The sequence below is a fragment of the Paraflavisolibacter caeni genome (assembly GCF_025628885.1).
GTDB lineage: Bacteria > Bacteroidota > Bacteroidia > Chitinophagales > Chitinophagaceae > Flavisolibacter > Flavisolibacter caeni.
On record NZ_JAOTIF010000002.1, the window covers coordinates 183,250 to 201,453 of the forward strand.

16 protein-coding genes are annotated in these 18,204 nt (G+C 41.7%); 13 read left to right on the forward strand and 3 right to left on the reverse strand.

Annotated features, from left to right (window positions below; all coding sequences use genetic code 11):
- Positions 1–114 precede the first annotated feature (114 nt).
- A complete protein-coding gene (locus OCK74_RS04885) occupies positions 115–2,820 on the forward strand; it encodes an ATP-binding protein (protein ID WP_279295884.1) in 2,706 nt (901 codons plus the stop codon).
- A gap of 27 nt (positions 2,821–2,847) precedes the next feature.
- Here the strand turns inward: OCK74_RS04885 and OCK74_RS04890 are convergent, their stop codons facing one another.
- Together OCK74_RS04890 and OCK74_RS04895 are read right to left on the reverse strand one after the other, a co-directional pair.
- The gene (locus tag OCK74_RS04890) at positions 2,848–3,486 is read right to left on the reverse strand and encodes an LON peptidase substrate-binding domain-containing protein (RefSeq protein WP_279295885.1); all 639 of its coding nucleotides are present in this window, start codon (positions 3,484–3,486) and stop codon (positions 2,848–2,850) included.
- Positions 3,487–3,668: 182 nt separating this feature from the next.
- On the reverse strand, positions 3,669–4,367 hold the full coding sequence (locus tag OCK74_RS04895; RefSeq protein WP_279295886.1) for a response regulator transcription factor: 699 nt from the start codon (positions 4,365–4,367) through the stop codon (positions 3,669–3,671).
- Between the two features lie 219 nt (positions 4,368–4,586).
- On the opposite strand from OCK74_RS04895, the gene OCK74_RS04900 reads away from it, so the two are divergent.
- Complete coding sequence (locus OCK74_RS04900) at positions 4,587–4,958, forward strand: co-chaperone GroES (RefSeq protein ID WP_279295887.1); 372 nt, start codon at positions 4,587–4,589, stop codon at positions 4,956–4,958.
- 229 nt (positions 4,959–5,187) lie between these two features.
- Positions 5,188–5,664 (forward strand): YcxB family protein, encoded by a 477-nt coding sequence (locus OCK74_RS04905; RefSeq protein WP_279295888.1) that lies wholly within the window; start codon positions 5,188–5,190, stop codon positions 5,662–5,664.
- Between the two features lie 34 nt (positions 5,665–5,698).
- Here the strand turns inward: OCK74_RS04905 and OCK74_RS04910 are convergent, their stop codons facing one another.
- Positions 5,699–6,142, reverse strand: coding sequence for a GNAT family N-acetyltransferase (locus tag OCK74_RS04910; RefSeq protein ID WP_279295889.1), 444 nt, complete (start codon positions 6,140–6,142; stop codon positions 5,699–5,701).
- Between the two features lie 177 nt (positions 6,143–6,319).
- On the opposite strand from OCK74_RS04910, the gene OCK74_RS04915 reads away from it, so the two are divergent.
- The 10 genes from OCK74_RS04915 (at position 6,320) to OCK74_RS04960 (ending at position 18,204) form a co-directional block, all read left to right on the forward strand.
- Entirely contained in the window at positions 6,320–6,556 is a 237-nt protein-coding gene (locus tag OCK74_RS04915; RefSeq protein WP_279295890.1) for an acyl carrier protein, read from the forward strand.
- Positions 6,557–6,668: 112 nt separating this feature from the next.
- Entirely contained in the window at positions 6,669–7,922 is a 1,254-nt protein-coding gene (fabF, locus tag OCK74_RS04920; protein WP_279295891.1) for a beta-ketoacyl-ACP synthase II, read from the forward strand.
- A gap of 28 nt (positions 7,923–7,950) precedes the next feature.
- Positions 7,951–8,703, forward strand: coding sequence for a ribonuclease III (rnc, locus tag OCK74_RS04925; RefSeq protein WP_279295892.1), 753 nt, complete (start codon positions 7,951–7,953; stop codon positions 8,701–8,703).
- Between the two features lie 492 nt (positions 8,704–9,195).
- Positions 9,196–10,263, forward strand: coding sequence for a hypothetical protein (locus OCK74_RS04930; protein WP_279295893.1), 1,068 nt, complete (start codon positions 9,196–9,198; stop codon positions 10,261–10,263).
- 240 nt (positions 10,264–10,503) lie between these two features.
- Complete coding sequence (locus OCK74_RS04935; protein ID WP_279295894.1) at positions 10,504–11,676, forward strand: IscS subfamily cysteine desulfurase; 1,173 nt, start codon at positions 10,504–10,506, stop codon at positions 11,674–11,676.
- Positions 11,677–11,714: 38 nt separating this feature from the next.
- Complete coding sequence (locus tag OCK74_RS04940; protein WP_279295895.1) at positions 11,715–12,065, forward strand: HesB/IscA family protein; 351 nt, start codon at positions 11,715–11,717, stop codon at positions 12,063–12,065.
- A gap of 122 nt (positions 12,066–12,187) precedes the next feature.
- Positions 12,188–12,907, forward strand: coding sequence for a gliding motility-associated ABC transporter permease subunit GldF (gene gldF, locus OCK74_RS04945; RefSeq protein ID WP_279295896.1), 720 nt, complete (start codon positions 12,188–12,190; stop codon positions 12,905–12,907).
- 35 nt (positions 12,908–12,942) lie between these two features.
- On the forward strand, positions 12,943–14,685 hold the full coding sequence (gene gldG, locus OCK74_RS04950) for a gliding motility-associated ABC transporter substrate-binding protein GldG (protein ID WP_279295897.1): 1,743 nt from the start codon (positions 12,943–12,945) through the stop codon (positions 14,683–14,685).
- A 61-nt stretch (positions 14,686–14,746) separates the two neighbouring features.
- Positions 14,747–15,700: a TerC/Alx family metal homeostasis membrane protein gene (locus OCK74_RS04955; protein ID WP_279295898.1), complete on the forward strand. Its 954-nt coding sequence runs from the start codon at positions 14,747–14,749 to the stop codon at positions 15,698–15,700.
- 53 nt (positions 15,701–15,753) lie between these two features.
- Entirely contained in the window at positions 15,754–18,204 is a 2,451-nt protein-coding gene (locus tag OCK74_RS04960) for a bifunctional UDP-N-acetylmuramoyl-tripeptide:D-alanyl-D-alanine ligase/alanine racemase (RefSeq protein ID WP_279295899.1), read from the forward strand.

Below are 18,204 nucleotides of genomic sequence, written 5' to 3' on the forward strand. Positions count from 1 at the left end.
CTCTTTTAGCAAGGAGCAAAAGGAATTTAGAAAAGGAAAGCCCTTCTCGTTTATTTTTGTGCAGTGGCTTCACCCTGACCCTGGGTTCCGGCAAAGCTACAATTGATTTAAACCATGCGAAAAACCAGTACCGAAGCATATGTAATGCTTGATGCGCAGTTTAATATTGTGAGGGCGAACCAGACCTTCGTAGATACTTTTCCTGTATTGCCGGGAAGAGATGTGCGCATTGGCGAATATTTGCCGGGCCTGGTGGATAATCACCTGAAAGAAATGCTGGAATCCAACTTGCAAACAGTACTTAAAGGTGAGCAGTTGGAAATTGAGCAGATACGTCATACTGATACAGGCGATATCACATTGTGTGTTACACATTTCCCAATTATAGAAGGTGATAAGGTTACCGGTATTTTGGTAACAGTTCGCGATATAACAAAAAACAAGCTAGCTGAAAAAAATCAGGAAGCCTTGCTTAAACGTTACAACCTGGCCACCAGTGCAATTAAGTTGGGCATTTATGATTTGGATGTCGTTGCAAACGTTGGCCACTGGGATCATAATTTATACCAGATATTCGAATTGGACCCTGAAACTCCGGTCAATATGGAGTTGTGGCAGTCATTTATACATCCAGCTTGTAAAGAAGCTGTTATTGAAAAAGTTCAGAACAGCATTAAAAATAAGGATTCAGAACTAGAGCTTGATCTACGCATCATAACCGCTAAAGGAAATCAAAAATACCTCCTGAATAAAATGCTATTTCTACCTGATGAGAAAGGTGAAATCACCCGTATCATCGGTGCTAATTGGGATGTGACAGAAAAAGAGAAGGCAAAAGAGGAATTATTGAATTCTGAACGAAAAATGCGGGCGTTATTGCAAAGTACAAGGGAAGGATTTTATCTCTATGACCCTGATCTGAATTTAATATTGATCAACGAGCAGGGTGAGAAGTTTGCAGAAATGAGGTCCGGAAAAGTGCCCCGCATAGGTCAGCATGTAACAGAGTTTACGCGTCCGGATGAAATTGAAAGCGTCATAGGTATTTTAAAAAAGGTGCTTGCCGGGAATGCTCATGATATTGAAAGACATGTTCAGGCAAATGGCAGATCCATATGGCTGCATTTGACCTATAATCCCGTAAGGGAGGACGACCGGATCATTGGTGTATGTCTTGTAGCCCGCGATGTTACCGACTTGGTTCACACTCGTGAGGAAATGACCGCTGCCCGGACGAGAGCCGAGCAAAGCGAACAGTTGCAGGAACAATTCCTGGCCAATATGAGCCACGAGATCCGCACGCCATTAAACGGTATTGTCGGTATGAGTAACCTGCTGCTGAATACTCCTTTAAACGAGGAACAGCAGGAGTTTCTTAAGACAATTCTCCATTCTTCAGATACATTGCTGTTTTTAATTAATGATATTCTTGACCTTTCTAAAATCAAAGCCGGTAAGTTCAAAATAGAAAAGATCCCGATGAATATCTTCCAGGTCGTAGAAGAAGCTTCGGCTCCCTTCCGGGCCAAAGCCCAGGAAAAAGGAATCCGGTTCTCTGTAATGATGGATCCGTTTATCCCTAAGACCCTTTCCGGCGATCCACACCGCCTGATGCAGGTACTGAACAACCTGCTCAGTAATGCAATTAAGTTTACAAATGAGGGGACTGTAAAACTTGAAGTTGAAGTGGTAGATAAAGATGATGATACCGCCTGGCTTGATATTGCTGTGAGTGATACAGGTATTGGTATTGATGACGAAAAACTTCAATTTGTTTTTGAAAGTTTTGCACAAGAAGGTAGCGATACAGCAAGGCGATTTGGCGGCACAGGCCTAGGTCTGGCTATAACAAAGCGCCTGGCAGAACTACAGGGCGGAACGATTTCTGTTCATAGTACCAAAGGCCAAGGCAGTCGTTTCATTGTAAGGGTTCCTTACGATATTATGAAAGACACTAAATCTGAAGTACAAACAATCGTAGCGCCTAAAAAGGAGAACCTGGACTTTAGGGGAAAGAGAGTGATGGTGGTAGAGGATAACCAGATCAACCAACAGGTATTCTCACATCTTTTAAAGGATTATGGTATTCAGGTAACAATCGCTGGAAACGGAAAGCAGGCAATTGAAATACTGGAAGCAGGGGCCTCGTACGACCTGATCCTATTAGACCTTCGTATGCCGGAAATGGATGGATTTCAAACACTTGCTTATATGAGACAAAAATTGAAGCTGGAAACTCCAATTATTGTGTTGACGGCAAGTGTGTTGAGGGATGAAAGACAGCGGTGTTTGGATTTAGGGGCGACTGATTACCTTTCAAAGCCCATTCCAAGGCCCATTTTACAACAGCGTTTATCGCAATTGTTTTCAACTCCCTCTTCTGTTGATGCGGCTTCCTCTACTCCAGCTTTAGCCCCATCCAGCCAGGCTGTAAATGAGCCGCAGGCAGAAGTCAATACTTCTGTGCGGGAGCAGGGCCGGGAAATTGATATGAAAACACTTTTATCCCTGACAGATAAAAAGGTGATTAATGATGTTTATAATAATTATATCCAAGTGGTGCCTGCTGCCTTAGAAGAAATGAAGAAGAATACTTTACAACAAAATTGGGATTTGGTGAGTGAACAGGCTCATAAACTAAAAAGCAGCCTCAATGTGATCAATATCAAATCTTTGACGGCTTTGATTAATGAAGTGGAGGAAAAGGTAAACAAGCATCAGAAGCCGCAGGATATTTTACCAGCACTGGAAAATGGAATCAAAATTTACCAGGAAGCCCTGCCAGAAATAACGAGGAAAGTAACTGCAGCCCTGGCCTGATCCCTTCCAGACCCTTCCAATCAGAGGTTATTCAAACCCCAACCCAGAAAGGTTTTTGAAATGACCGTTTTGCTTGATTTTTTCTTTTAGTTGCTCCATTTCTGCAACAAGTGGGATTACCTTAGTAAGGTGTCTTTTAATATATTCCTGCCGCTGACGTTCATCCATCAGGTGCAGCACTTCATATTCTTCTTCTAAAGAAAGTCCGACATGATGGGCAATGTCATATACTTTTAAAACGTCTTCATTTTTGTCAAAGTCCTTCTTTACATTCAATAAGCGGTGTAATTCACGAATACTGTTCAGTAAGCGGCGCATGACCTCCGGGTTGCCGTGTTCATGGTTATGTGGGTAGTTAACAATAGCACCACTGTACAATTTTTCAGGAATTTCCTTGATTACTTCTAATATCCGGAATACCTGGCTGCCTTTTGTCTTAATATCCATCTCCCCGTCTTCATAAACCTTGGTGATTTCAACAATCTGTATTAGTGTTCCATAGTCTTGGAGTTTCTGGTTGATGACAGCAGGAATGCCAAACAATTTGCTTTGGGCATAACATTCCGCTATCAGTTGCTTATACCGTGGCTCAAAGATGTGAAGGTTCAGTTGCTCTCCTGGATAAACAACTATCCCCAATGGGAATATCGGGATAAAATTGGTCATAGCGGGTAAGTACTGCAAATTTGATGCACAAACATTGTCAAAGGACCCTTTCCTGGAGCAAAAATTGCTTCAAAGTCAAAGAAAAAGGATCAGGTAAACCCCAATCCTTTAAAACAATCTATTCGAAGAAATTCTTGCATTAATAAAATAAAACATCCTTTCTTCTATATACACAGTGGTGGCTATTCTTGCACCACTAACCTGAACCCGTTGCCATGTATGTTCACAATCTCAATATTGGGATCATCCTTTAAATATTTCCGAAGCTTGGCAATATACACATCCATGCTTCTTCCATTAAAGTAAGTATCGCTACCCCATATCTTTTTCAAAGCCTGTTCGCGGGGAAGCAAATCATTCATATGTTCAGCAAGCATTTTCAGCAACTCGTTTTCCTTAGGTGAAAGCGTTTGCGTTTTACCGTTGTGCGACAATTCGCGCAGCTTAGGATTGAAATGATATGAAGCCATATCGAACTCACGGCTTTCAGCCTCCTTGTTCAACTCTTCATTGCGTTTTAAAATGGCCTTTATTTTATGCAGCAACACCTCGCTGTCAAATGGTTTGGTAATGTAGTCATCAGCGCCCAACTTATAACCCTGAATAATATCTTCTTTCATGGTTTTGGCACTCAGGAAGAAAAGTGGAATGTCCGGGTCAACATCGCGAATTTCTTCAGCTAATGTAAACCCATCCATATTCGGCATCATCACATCAAGCAGACACAAATCAAACTTTTCACGTTGAAACGCAGCAAGCCCTAAGCGACCATCGCGTTCAAGAGTAACATCATAATCATTTAATTCCAGATAATTCTTCAGAACAGAGCCTAAGTTCGGATCATCTTCGCACAACAAAATTTTGGGTTTCTTACCGTCCATGATTTATGTTTTTTGTAGGAATAAAATTAACGCATTTGGTTTAACACATACAACCCTTCATTTCAGTGTATGCAAAAATTCTTCCACGCTCTCTACATTTGCAGCTTGAAGCAGTTTGAAATTCTGCAATAGCCTTTTGTAACTATGGAACTTAGTGGTTCAAAATTTGGGACTGCTTAAGCCTGATAATTTTACATTTTAGATATAATACAATATATCATGCATATTACTCCTGATAACAAATTAAAGAAACTCATCATTATTGGCGATAGGGTATTGATTCGCCCTACACGCCCAAATGAGAAAACTGAAAGCGGCTTATATCTGCCCCCCGGCGTCCAGGAAAAAGAAAAGGTACAGCAAGGTTATGTCATCAAAACAGGACCCGGTTATGCTATTCCGTTACCTCCGGAAGATGAGCCGTGGAAAAGCACAGAAGAACAGGTACGATATCTTCCTCTACAGGCTCATGAAGGAGACCTCGCTATTTTCCTGCTCAGCGGCGCTACAGAAATCATGTACCAGGAAGAAAAATACTTCATTGTTCCCCAAAGCGCCATTCTCATGCTGGAAAGAGAAGAGGATCTTTGATCCTGTTGGCCCTGGCAAGTTTTTGGCAATCCAACTTGCTGGAGTTTCAACCTCAAAGTTGTTTTCATCCTCCAGTAAAACTTTAGAAGATGAAGAGGTTTATTAGTTGGGTAAACGTGAAGGAAGATTCTTTCTGCCCTATTAAAATAATGAATCCCGAGTTAAATGCGGGAAGCCCGGGGCATGGAGTATATTGGGTCCCGTTCCGCGGGATTTGCTAATTTGCGTTATGGTCATTCACTTTCAGTACAATAAAAAACAGGTGCTACAGGCATTGCGCTATCACTTCCTTTCACGTCCAGAAATACGGATCATGATTATTGTAGTGAATGTTTTTGCATTCTTCTCTGCGGCCTTGTATTATTTTGAAAAGATCACTCCAATGGCTTTCCTTACAAGCTCGGCCCTGTGGTTCTTCCTGATGATTACATTCTGGTTTTTGTTGCCAGGATCAGTTTATCGCCGTACGGCTACTTTTAAAGATCACTTCACCATGAAATTTGAGCAATATTCCTTTTCTGTTGGTAATGAAAGAGGATCCCGTTCCTGGCCCTGGGAAGCTTTAAAAACTTTTATAGAGACCCCTCACTTTTTTCATTTGTATTTTGACACCCGTTCTTTTTTCCTGGTTCCCAAGAATGGATTCTCCAGCAAGGATGAAGTCTATGAAATGAGACAACTATTGAAAGAAAAGATCAAAAGGTAAATAGGCGGTAACAGGTAAATAGGCGGTAACCGGGTTACATTTCATTTGTAAACAGGCTTTTTTCCATCACATAATGGGGGATCGTGATTTCAATAAATTCATCGCCGATCACTCTATAGCCCATTTTTTCATAAAAGCCAGTGGCATTTTTGCGGGCATGCATAGTTATTTTTTGGTATCCCCTGTCCCTGGCTACATTTTCCGCAAACTGCATCAGGGCCTTTCCGATCCCCTGCCCTTGTAAATCATTGAGCACGGCCATCTGTCTAAGCCGCACTGTTTGCGGGTCTTCTTCAACAAGCATGCAACAAGCCAGCATTTTATCGTCGTCAAAAGCCGCCATCAATAAATTATCCCTTTCTTTTTCCAATTCTTCCTGGGAGAGATGGAGTCCAAGGGGTTGACGGAGGATATCCTCCCGCAACTTTAGCATTTGCCGGTATTCTTCAGTTCCGTAATCAATTATTTTCAATGCCATTGCTATTCTGTTGAACGTTTCCAAGATACAAATATCCTGCATTCAAAAAAATTGAATTTCCTTGTTAGTTTTTAGAACATGTCGAAAATCATTTCTAACATTTTCGCCTGAAATTTGTTTTATATCAAAAACTTCTATTTTTGCACCACAATAACCAATAACCAAATATTTACAAAAATGTCAGACATTGCAGCAAGAGTAAAAAAGATCATTGTAGACAAACTGGGAGTTGATGAAGCGGAAGTAACTAATGAGGCTTCTTTTACCAACGACTTAGGTGCCGATTCTTTGGACACCGTTGAACTGATTATGGAATTTGAAAAGGAATTCAACATCTCTATTCCTGACGAGCAGGCAGAAACAATTACTACAGTTGGACAAGCTGTTACTTATTTGGAAGAACACGCCAAATAAATAATATTAAAATCGTTCGTCCTTTTAACGGAATAAAAGCTTACCCGCCTTTGACTGTTACTGCAGCAAAGGCGGTTTTATCTTTCATCAATTCAAGAGCAGGCCAATAAATATGCAATTAAAACGCATAGTAGTAACTGGAATAGGGGCTTTAACGCCATTGGGAAATTCAACTACTGAATACTGGAACAACTTACGTAATGGAGTAAGCGGAGCCGATTTTATTACGCAGTTCGACGCATCCAAGTTTAAAACAAGGTTCGCCTGCGAAATAAAAAATTTCGACCCTACCGATTTCATTGATCGTAAGGAAGCCAGAAAACTGGACCGTTTTGCCCAAACGGCTGTTGTAGCCAGCGACCAGGCTGTCCAAGATGCTGGTATTACAGCCGAAAACGCCAATATGGACAGGGTAGGTGTAGTGTTTGCCAGTGGCATAGGCGGTTTGATTACTTTCCAGGAAGAGGTAACAAACTTTGCCAAAGGAGATGGAACACCTCGTTTCAATCCCTTCTTTATTCCAAAAATGATCCTTGATATTGCCGCCGGGCATATTTCTATGCGTCATGGTTTCCGTGGACCTAACTTCTCGGTGGTAAGTGCTTGTGCTTCGTCTACCAATGCGATGATGGAAGCTTTCAACCTGATTCGTTTAGGCAAAGCGGATATTATTATTACGGGAGGCTCCGAAAGTGTAGTAAAAGAGGCCGGCGTGGGTGGTTTTAATGCCATGAAAGCCTTGAGCGAGCGTAATGATGATCCAAAAACGGCTTCCAGGCCTTACGACAAAGACCGCGATGGCTTTGTAATGGGCGAAGCTGCCGGTGTATTGGTTTTTGAAGAGCTGGAGCATGCTTTAAAGCGTGGCGCAAAAATTTACTGTGAAGTTGCTGGTGCCGGCGCTACTGCTGATGCTCACCACATTACAGCTCCGCATCCTGAAGGACTGGGCGCAAAAAATGTGATGAACCAGGCATTGGAAGATGCTGGAATGCAGCCTTCTGATATCGATTATATCAATACCCATGGTACGTCAACACCGTTGGGTGATATCGCTGAGGTAAAGGCTATTTTGGACGTTTTTGGCGAACATGCCTACAAATTGAACATCAGTTCTACAAAATCTATGACTGGGCATTGCCTTGGAGCCGCTGGCGTTATTGAAGCAATTGCTTGTATCATGAGTGTTCAAAACGACGTGGTGCCTCCAACTATCAATCACTTTACAGACGACCCTGAACTGGACTCCAAACTTAATTTTACTTTCCACGAGGCGCAACATCGCACTGTTAATGCTGCCCTGAGTAATACCTTCGGATTTGGAGGCCATAATGCCTGTATGATATTTAAGAAATTTTCTGCTTAATTTCAGATATTAAATTATATATCAGACCTTGAGAAAGCGGGCTTTGGCCTTTTGGGCATCTCTATTTAAAAAACATTCTGGTTCGGCTTTCAACAATCAGTTGAAAGCCGTTCTGGGTTATACCCCAGGGAATATTACACTTTATAAAATCGCATTAACGCACCGTTCAGTGAAAGATTCCAGCCACGAAAACAATGAACGGCTAGAATATTTAGGCGATGCTGTACTCAGCGCCATCATTGCCGATTATCTTTTTAAGCGTTACCCCTATAAAGAAGAGGGCTTCCTGACCGAAATGCGCAGCAAAATGGTCAACAGGCAGCAGCTGAATGACATTGCAATCAAAATGGGCTTGAAGAAAATAACTGTATTCAATAAATCTGATGTGGCATTAAAGGTCAGTCAGATCTTTGGCAATACGTTAGAAGCCCTGGTTGGAGCCATTTACCTCGATAAAGGGTTCAAGAAAACAAGCAAATGGGTAAGTGAGCGCATGATCATGCCGCATATGTTTGTTGACGACCTGGAGGTTTTGGAGATCAACCACAAAAACAAGCTTTATGGCTGGGCAAATAAAAATGGCAAGGTCCTGGAATTTGAAACTGTAAACGAGCACCTTGAAAATGGCCGACGCCTGTTTACTATTGCAGCTGTTGTCAATGGAAAAACGATTGCCCAGGGCAAAGCCTTCAATAAAAAAGATGCTTCTCAAATCGCTGCGCAACTGGCAGTTGAAAAATTGGGTATCGCCAGTTCTGACTCTCCCGGCAATACAGAATAATAAGCAATCAACAAGTTTGTCGTATCACCAGTAATACTTCTCCTGGTGTAATTTCCGCATCCGTTTACCCTCCTCAACCTTTCCTGTTATCCTGAAATCGCAAATATTTTACAGGTTATTTATAACTAAGTAAGAAGATAGTAAAAAATGCTTAGGATTATTGATAAGTGAACTAAGGGTATTGTTTAGTTTGCTTACTATAATATGATTGCTAAGTGATGGGTATTTTTCCGATATTTCCCGCCTTTCCAATTGGTTTTCATCCAGTAGTAATGCTGCTATTAGTCGTATATGTTATGTATAAGCGTTTGGTCATTAATGTTAGTATCTTTTGGTGGCCAGTAATTTGCGCGATTCGTCGAGAAAATAGTAAAAATACTATTCTGGAATAAATTGACTCCCTATATTTGCTGAGGCTAAATAAGAAAAATCCCTTAGAAAACACTAGTTCGAATATTTAGCTTGGTTAAGTGAAATTTTAAAATCTGTACCATGAAACACATCTACCTGCTTATACTTTCATCCCTTCTTTTCTTCGTAGCTTTCGCTGGTACAAAGAAACTTGTTGTTAACAACGGCGATTTTTCCACAGCAAACTCATGGTTGCCATCTGTTGTTCCTGCTGATGGTGATGTATTGATCGTTCCAGCGAATTATACATTGATAGTTGCCAAGAATATTAATGTGGCTCCTAATAATATAACCATCATTGTAGATGGTACTGTGGATTTAACAAATGGAAAATTAATCTTGGGATCAGGAAGTGCTATTTACCTTTCCAGCAGTACGGCTGCAATTGTTTCCTCTAAAGGTAATCCTGCTGATAAAATCACTATTGGTGGATCTGAAAAGTATAATGGCCAGGTTGGCGACATTGCTGGTCCAGCATTAGCAGATATTTCAACTGCTACCACAAGTACGGCAACATCAGGTTTTGTATCTCCTTCTGTTTCTACAATCACAACATATGAGCTTTTAGCAGGAAGGTCATCATCTTCTGATTTTACGGTTTTACCAGTAAAATTCCTCAGTTTCATTGTGTCTAAAGCCTCTACTGGTGTTACGGTACAATGGTCAACAGCCCAGGAGATTAATGCAAGCGTTTTTCACATTGAGCGAAGTGAAGATAGTAGGACCTGGAGAACTATCGCTACAGTAAAAGCTGTTGGAAATTCTACAAACGTTCAGAGCTACTCTTATACCGATAAGACTATTTTAAACAAAGTTGCTTACTACCGTATCAAAGAGGTTGATACTGATGGCCAGTATACTTATACTGATGTGAAAAATGTAACTAATCAATCAACCCAATCCGTGGCAGCTAATAATGTGACCATTATTGCCAACGGTAACAATGTAATGGTTAATTTTTCAAAGCAGGTTGCCGGTACTGTTGTGGTAAGGCTGATTAATTTTGGCGGCCAGGTATTAACTCAACAAGCTTACAGCCAGGCTTCCCAACAAATTGTTTTTAACAAGACTTACGTGAATAAGGGAAATTATATCATATCTGTTAGCAACAACAGCGATCTGAATGTCGCCAAGCAGGTTGCCTTATAATTCGATGTAGCTCATTAATTTATTCCAGGCACTCCATATCTTCCGGATGTGGAGTGTTTCTTTTTAAACCCTCCCTCTCATCCTTATGGTATACCTACATCTTTCCTTTAGATATGGTGATATTTGTTAATAGATAGCTCGTTACCTTAGTAATATTGTAAAATTACGATCATAAAAAGCTGTGCTTCTTTTATTGCACTGTTTTTGGGGTAATTTTGCTATCTGAAGGGCAAGATCATCATGTTGGAACTTCCTGTTTATCTCGATCATAATTCGACTACACCCTGTGATCATAGGGTGGTAGAGGCTATGTTACCCTTCTTTACCCGGGATTTTGGCAATGCCGCCAGCCACAGCCACGCTTTTGGCTGGAAAGCCAAAGAAGCTGTGGATTATGCCCGTGAACAGGTTGCAAATTTGATAGGAGCCAGTTCCGGTGAAATTATTTTTACTTCGGGGGCTACTGAAGCCGATAACCTGGCTATTAAGGGTGTTTTTGAAATGTATGCCGGCAAAGGAAACCACATCATTACCAGCGGCATTGAACATAAGGCGGTCCTTGATACCTGCAGGCATTTGGAGAAACTGGGTGCGGAAATCACTTATTTGCCCGTAAGTCCTGAGGGTTTCGTGGATTTAAACAAACTGGAATCAGCTATCAAGCCTACGACGATATTGATTGCAATTATGTACGCCAATAATGAAATTGGCACCATAATGCCCGTACGTGAAATTGGTTTCATTGCCCGTAAACATGGTGTGTTGTTTTTTACAGACGCTACGCAGGCTGTGGGTAAAATCCCGGTACATGTGGATAATGACAACATTGATTTATTGGCAATGACGGCTCACAAGCTGTACGGTCCAAAGGGAACAGGCGCTTTATACGTGCGCAGGAAAGGTCCGCGGGTAAGATTGACCGCTCAAATGGATGGGGGCGGGCATGAAAAAGGTTTACGCAGTGGTACCTTGAATGTACCGGGGATTGTCGGTTTGGGTAAGGCATGCCAAATTTGCCAGCTGGAAATGTCCCGGGAGGCAGAGCGCCTTAGCAAACTGCGCGATCAGCTGGAGCAGGCATTATTGGGCCTGGGGCAAGTTTTTGTAAATGGAAGTAAGCAGAACCGTTTACCCCAGGTTACTAACCTTTGCTTTAAAGATGTAGATAGCAATGGTTTAATGATGGCCCTTCAAAAAAATATTGCTGTATCTTCAGGGTCGGCCTGCACTTCTGCAACACCAGAACCTTCGTATGTTCTAAAAGCATTAGGACTGAGCGATGAACTGGCACATAGTTCGTTACGTTTTAGTTTGGGAAGAAAGACAATGGAAGAAGAAATCGATTATACCATTGAACAAGTTTCAAAAACTGTACATAAATTGAGAGGTGAGTTGACCTGGAGTATCACATAAATGGAAAATAACCATTTTCAAATTTTTAAATAATAATCATGTTCGCAACAGATAACGCAATACAAGTAACTGATAAAGCAAAAGAAAGAGTACAACAATTACTGGCAGAAGTTGGTAACGGTAACGATCCTTCTTATTTCTTAAGAGTAAGTGTTGTTGGGGGCGGCTGTTCTGGTCTAAGCTATAAAATGGATTTTGATAATGAGCTGAAACCTGCCGACCAGGTGTTTGAAAACAACGGGATTAAGGTAGTTACCGATTTAAAAAGCTTCCTGTACCTGGTAAATACCGTACTGGATTTTTCGGATGGTTTGAACGGTAAGGGGTTCTTTTTCCAGAATCCGAATGCAAGCCGCACTTGTGCTTGTGGTGAAAGTTTCGCCGTGTAACCGCATTCCATACAGTAAAATAATATGACCCCGCATTATGGCGGGGTTTCTTTTAACCCAGGTTTTGGCTTCACTTCCCTTACTTTGCATTCAATATTTTACATTTTACATTTTACATTTCCATGTGGTCAGTATGCAAAAAAGAATTAGCACAGGCTTTTAGTTCGCTTACCGGTTATATTGCGATCGTGGTTTTTTTGTTGGTGAACGGTTTGGTCTTATTTGTCTTCCGCAACAATATATTGGAAAGTGGCTTTGCAACATTAGATGATTTTTTCAGCTTTGCCCCCTGGGTGATGCTATTCCTGACTTCGGCGATCACTATGCGTTCTTTTGCCGATGAATATAAAGGAGGTACATTCGAAGTCTTGCGCACCCGTCCTTTATCAGCCTGGCAGATCGTTAGTGGTAAATTCCTGGGAAGCTTCATCGTGGCTATCATCGCATTGTTGCCCACACTTGTTTATTATTTTGCCATCAATCACCTTGCGTCCACAACGGGCATAGATTCGGGGGCTGCAGTTGGTTCCTATTTGGGATTGTTGTTTCTAACCGCTGTTTTTACAACCATCGGTGTATGCAGTAGTAGCTTTACCAACAATGCTGTTGTGGCATTCATCATCAGTTTACTTGCCTGCGTATTGCTATATTTCGGTTTCCATGCATTGAGCCAGCTGCCTGTCTTTAGTAAAGGGGCCGATTACTATATTGAAATGTTAGGGATCGACTTTCACTATCAGAGTATCAGCCGGGGCGTACTGGATACAAGGGACCTGGTGTATTTTTTAAGTCTTATATTTTTCTTTCTATTGGTGACCAAACAAAACCTTCAGCATAAATAAAAGAACCTGCCTGTAAAGTTTTCAAAACCTTATGGGTGTCTAGACGAAACATGAAAAAAAGCACAACAACTAAAGTAACGTGGATTGTTTTGATTGCGGGTCTTGTTGCAATTAACTTACTCGCATCACTTTTACATCAACGATTTGATCTTACGGAAGAGAATAGGTATTCACTCAGCAAGCCTACAAAGGAATTATTATCAGGTCTTGATAGTACGGTTCAGATCGATGTGCTGGTAGCTGGTAATGATCTGCCCTCGGTCGCCAGGAAATTCAGGAATGCTGTGGGTGAGTTTTTGTTTGAAGCAAAAGAATATGGTGGCAACCGGCTGCAGTTCCGTTTTGTGAATCCTTATGAAGGGGCAACTGATACTGCTGGAACCAAAGTCAAAGCAATAGAAGATTCCCTGCTAAATAACTATGGGTTGTTTCCTGTATATCTGAATGCGCCCGGAAAAGTCGGTGATGAGTTGACCGTCAAGAGATTGATCCATGGGGCCGTGGTCCATTATAAAGGGCAGAGTGCAGGTATTGACTTCCTGAAAGGGGCTAAGTCCTTTGGTACAGAGCCAGAGCAACTGGCAGCTTTATATAATAATGTAGAAGCTTCCCTGGAATACAATTTTGCCAGTAACATTCAAAAGCTCACAGCTACAGAAAAGCCAACAGTAGCTTATGCGCTTGGTCATGGCGAAGGCTGGGGTTATAATGTAGATGATGCAGTGCGTACTTTATTTAATAATTATAACTGTGACACTTTAAATGTAAGGCAAGTACCATATATCCCTTCGCAAATCAATGCGTTGGTTGTTTTAAAGCCTACACAACCGTTCAGTGATGCAGATAAATTGAAAATTGACCAATACATTCTCAATGGGGGAAAAGTATTTTGGATGATTGACAATATGTATGCTGAATTTGATAGCCTTTATAAGAGTAATGGCTTTATTGCATATGACAGAGGCTTGAATTTAGAAGACCTGTTGTTTACTTATGGGGTGCGGATCAATCAGACCCTTTTACAGGATATGCAGTGCGATAAACTGCCCCAAGTAAGAGGTGAAGGACAGGCTCAACAGCAACGACTGGTCGATTGGCCCTTCTTTCCAATTTTAAATGGTACAGAACATCCTATTAGCAAAAACCTGGATGGCGTGCGCAGTATGTTTCCAACAACATTAGATACTGTGGAGGCTGCCAATGTACGAAAGACCTTTCTGTTGCACTCCTCTAATAATTCCAGGTTGCTTAATGCACCTGCCAAGATTGATTTTGAATTCCTTCAAATTGCTCCTGATGAACGGCAATTCCGTCAAAAGAACGTTCCCGTAGCATTACTGTTGGAGGGCAGGTTCCGGTCCTTGTACACCGGACGTGTGCCTAAAGCCATGGCTGATTCCTTAGCTGCAGCCAACATGCCTATTAAAAATGTTTCAGAGCATGACAATAAAATGATCGTGGTTGCTGATGGAGATATTGCTATGAATCAGGTCAGTCCTTATGAAGGGCCTTTACCTATGGGTACGAATTTATTTACACGTTATACTTTCGCTAACAAAGATTTTTTCCTGAACTGCCTTGAATATTTGGTGAACCCAACAGATATTTTGCAAACCCGGTCCAAAGAATACAGCCTCCGTTTGTTGGATCCCAAGAGGGTTGATGATGAAAAAGCTATATGGCAGTTTGTAAATGTTGGACTCCCTATAGCCTTAATCATATTGTTTGGTGTTATTTACCAACAATTACGCAGGCGCCGGTATAGTAAGGTCTGGTAGCTTTTTAAACCCGGTTAGGTCTTTGCTCCTGTATCTTTGCGACCTAAATAAAGTTTTTTTAATGACACAGGAGCAAATAACGTATTTGGTTTTTGGAATTGTATTAGTAGTTGCATTGGTTCTCGACTTGGGGCTGCTCAGCAAGAAGTCTGCGGAAATAAGCATTAAAAAGGCCTTGTATCAAACACTTTTTTGGGTTTCGCTGGCATTTGCCTTCTTTGGCTTCATGTGGTGGGTGGAAGGATCAAAGATGGCCTTTGAATACATTAGTGCCTACCTGATGGAGTGGAGTTTAAGCATAGATAACATTTTTGTGTTCATTCTTATATTCACTTTCTTCAATATCCGTGCAGATCACTATGCACGAGCTTTATTGATTGGTATTTTAATGGCCATTATATTCCGGGTCATATTTATTTCTGTGGGGATTGTATTGGTTGAGCGTTTCCATTGGTTGCTCTATATATTCGGCGCTTTCCTGGTTTATACTGGTATTAAAATTTTTTCTGCCAACCAGGATGAGGAGTACGACCCTGCCAACAATCCTGTATATAAGTTCCTGAACCGTTTTTTACCAATTGTTCACGAAGATGTAAGTGGAAAGTTTACCGTTAAAAGGGATGGCAAAAGGTATTTCACCAATATGTTCGTTGTCATTGTATTGCTGGCTACCACTGATATCGTATTTGCCTTAGACAGTATACCTGCAGTATTTGCTATTTCCCAGGAAGAGTTGGTCATCTATACCAGTAACATTTTTGCTGTATTGGGTCTTCGCTCGCTCTTCTTTTTGCTGCGTGGGGCTGTGAACAAATTCGAGTACCTGCAGCAGGGTATTGCGATCGTGCTCATCTTTATTGGTATTAAAATGCTGATCGAGATATTTCACATTAAAGTACCGGTTTACGCTTCCCTGTCTGTTATTGTCATCTGTCTTTTCGGCTCCATGGTTTATTCTGTACGGGTGGCAAAGCGTAAGGAGCGCCAGGAATTGAAAAAAATGACTGAAGGATAGATAAGTTACCAGGTTTTATATTTTAATTATTCATTCTACATTTTAAATTTCCAGTGTACCCAATCAATACCATTTGCGACGTAGTGAAGGGAAAGCCACTGCAGCTGTTCTCTGATGTGGAAATTACTGAACTGGTTTACGACAGTCGTAAGGTCCAGTCGCCTGCCAGTGCTTTGTTTTTTGCATTGAAAACAAGCCATGGCAATGGGCACCTTTTTTTGCAGGATGCTTACAAAACAGGGATCCGGAATTTCATTGTAGAAGAAGATGTCGATCTAATGCTCCTGCCTGAATCTAATGTGATCAGGGTGGAGAGCAGTCTGGATGCGTTACAGCAATTAGCCATTTTTCATCGTTCGCATTTTCATGTGCCGGTAATAGGCATTACCGGGAGTAATGGAAAAACGATTGTAAAGGAGTGGTTGTTCCAGCTATTGGATGACGAATACAACATAGTTCGAAGCCCTAAAAGTTATAACTCGCAGATTGGCGTTCCTTTAAGTGTCTGGCAGATGGCTGATGCGCACACACTCGCCATTTTTGAAGCAGGTATTTCACAACCTGGCGAAATGGCCGGCCTTGAAAGGATCATTCAGCCTTCTATTGGAGTTTTAACCAACATTGGTGAAGCGCATAGCGAGGGTTTCTCTACTTTGCAACAAAAGTTATCCGAGAAACTAAACCTGTTTACAAATTCTGAAGTTCTCATCTTAGAGGAGAAGAATGCCGCTGGTATTTCTCTGCCGGCAAAGCTCTTTACATGGGGAAGCAGCGAAAATGCCACATTAAAGGTAGTGTCTATAGAAAAGAGGGGAGGAAAAACGAGTATTCATTTACAGTTTTCGGGCTCTGGTTTTCAGGTTACTATCCCTTTTACAGACGGCGCCTCAGTACAGAATGCCATTACCTGCTGCTGTGTTTTATTATACCTGAACATTGACATAGACAGAATTAAAGAGCGTTTTAGCCAACTACATGCTGTGGATATGCGCTTGCATTTTGTGCATGGTATTAATCATTGTACCATTATCAATGATAGTTACAGTGCTGATCTCACCTCATTATATATTGCACTGAATTTTTTAGCGCAGCAGAGCGCAGCTCAAAAACGCACTGTGATCCTGTCCGACTTTGTGGAAAGCGGTAAAAGTGATGAGATCCTTTATAAAAATATCGCGAGAGCTTTCGAAAAGTTCGGGGTGAAAAGGGTAATCGGCATTGGTAAGCACATCGGGGAAGTCTTGCCCAGGTACCTCAAAGGTGAGATCCAGGCCCAGTTTTATCTTTCCACAGACAATTTTGTGCAGCACTTTCGTACGTCCTCTTTCCTGGATGAGGTAATACTGGTCAAAGGGGCCAGAATATTTGCATTTGAACGGATCGCTCTATTGCTGCAGCAAAAGGTGCATCAGACTGTTTTGGAAATAAACCTCAATGCTATTGTCAATAATCTCAAGCAATACCAGCAGATCGTAAAGCCTGGTACAAAGCTTATGGCAATGGTGAAGGCTTTTGCCTATGGGAGTGGCGGTGCTGAAATTGCCAGCGTACTGCAGTATAATAATGTAGCTTACCTGGGAGTTGCTTATACAGATGAAGGTGCGGACTTACGCAAGGAAGGTATTAGCCTGCCTATTATGGTCATGAATGCGGATGAAACTTCTTTACCATCTATTGTTGATTATAACCTCCAGCCAGTTATCTATTCTTTTGAGCAACTGCATCTTTTTGAACAGTACATTAAAGACCAGGGATTGTCTGCCTGGCCGGTGCACCTGGAGGTAGAAACGGGTATGAACCGACTTGGGTTTGCGGTTTCAGACATGCCTGAGGTTGGTGCCTACCTGGCTAAATCCCCTTACTTAAAAATTGTCAGTATGTTCAGTCACCTGGCGGCCAGTGAAGATTTTGCCCAGGATGCCTTTACTGCACTCCAGGCGGGGCGGTACCAGGAAGCTGTACAGGAAGTAAAAAAACACATTTCTTATTCTTTTATTCAGCATATTGCCAATTCTGCCGCCATCGTGCGCCACCCGGACCTGCAGTTTGACATGGTACGCCTGGGAATTGGGCTATATGGTGTAGAGAATGAAACCCATCGGTTACATCTGCAACCTGTGGCTACCTTACGCACCACCATAGCACAATTGAAAACTGTAAAAAAGGGTGAGACAGTAAGCTATAATCGCCGGGGAGAAGTAAAAGAAGACGCCATAATAGCAACAGTACGGATTGGATATGCCGACGGTTATTCCCGCCGGTTGAGTAATGGAAAAGGAAAAATGTGGGTAAACGGCCACTTGGCCCCTGTTATAGGGACCATTTGTATGGATATGACCATGATTGATGTGACCGGGATTCCAAATGTGAAAGAGGGAGATGAGGTAATCGTATTCGGGAAAGAACTGCCTGTACAACAGGTGGCGGAATGGATGGGTACAATTCCCTATGAGGTCATGACTTCTGTTTCTCAACGGGTAAAAAGGGTTTATTTTCAAGAGTAA